The sequence below is a fragment of the Cryomorpha ignava genome, from assembly GCF_010686655.1.
GTDB lineage: Bacteria > Bacteroidota > Bacteroidia > Flavobacteriales_D > Cryomorphaceae > Cryomorpha > Cryomorpha ignava.
Window position 1 is genome coordinate 1 of record NZ_JAAGVY010000147.1, and the last position, 657, is coordinate 657.

Annotated in this window: 1 protein-coding gene; it reads left to right on the top strand. The window is 33.5% G+C overall.

The window, feature by feature from the left end; genetic code table 11:
- Nucleotides 1-645, top strand: a 645-nt coding sequence (locus G3O08_RS20815; protein ID WP_204336985.1) for a PIG-L deacetylase family protein, incomplete at its 5' end; no start/stop codon positions are given.
- Nucleotides 646-657: the final 12 nt, after the last annotated feature.

Sequence of the window (657 nt, forward strand, 5' to 3'; positions counted from 1 at the left end):
AAAGAAAAAGGTGCAACTATACATTTACTAACTCTTGGACACAACCCAGAAACAGAAATAAATGAAACCAGAATAGAAGAACTGAAATGTGCCGCAACCAAAATAGGTGTGGAAAAATTAGAAATAGCAGGTTTGGCAATAAACAAGTGGGATGACATTATGCAAGACAACATTACCTTTTGGTACGAACATCAGGACAGTATAAAAACAATAATTAAAAATAAAATTATTGCATACAAGCCTCATATTCTCATTACTTATGATACTGAAATTGGTGGATACGGTCATCCAGAACACAGGATTTCTGCCCAATTAACCAAAGATATTTTTATTGAAAACAAGCAGGATTCAACATTTACTACCGAAAGAATTTACCAATTCACACTACCAGATAAGCTAGAGACATTTATGTTAAGTAACATCCCAGCCTATGAGTACTCAATGAAATTAACCGGAAGCAATGGGCTGCCAAAACCAGATGTTGCAATTGACATTGTAAAATATTGGAAGATTAAAAACGAAGTAGCACTTTGTCATAAGTCACAGTTCAGGACTTTGCATAAATTCCACATGGTAGCTAATCAAAATGAATTGAAAGCTCATTCAAAAGCGTTCAATAAAGAATATTATACCATAATAGAATAAACGATTTGCCAA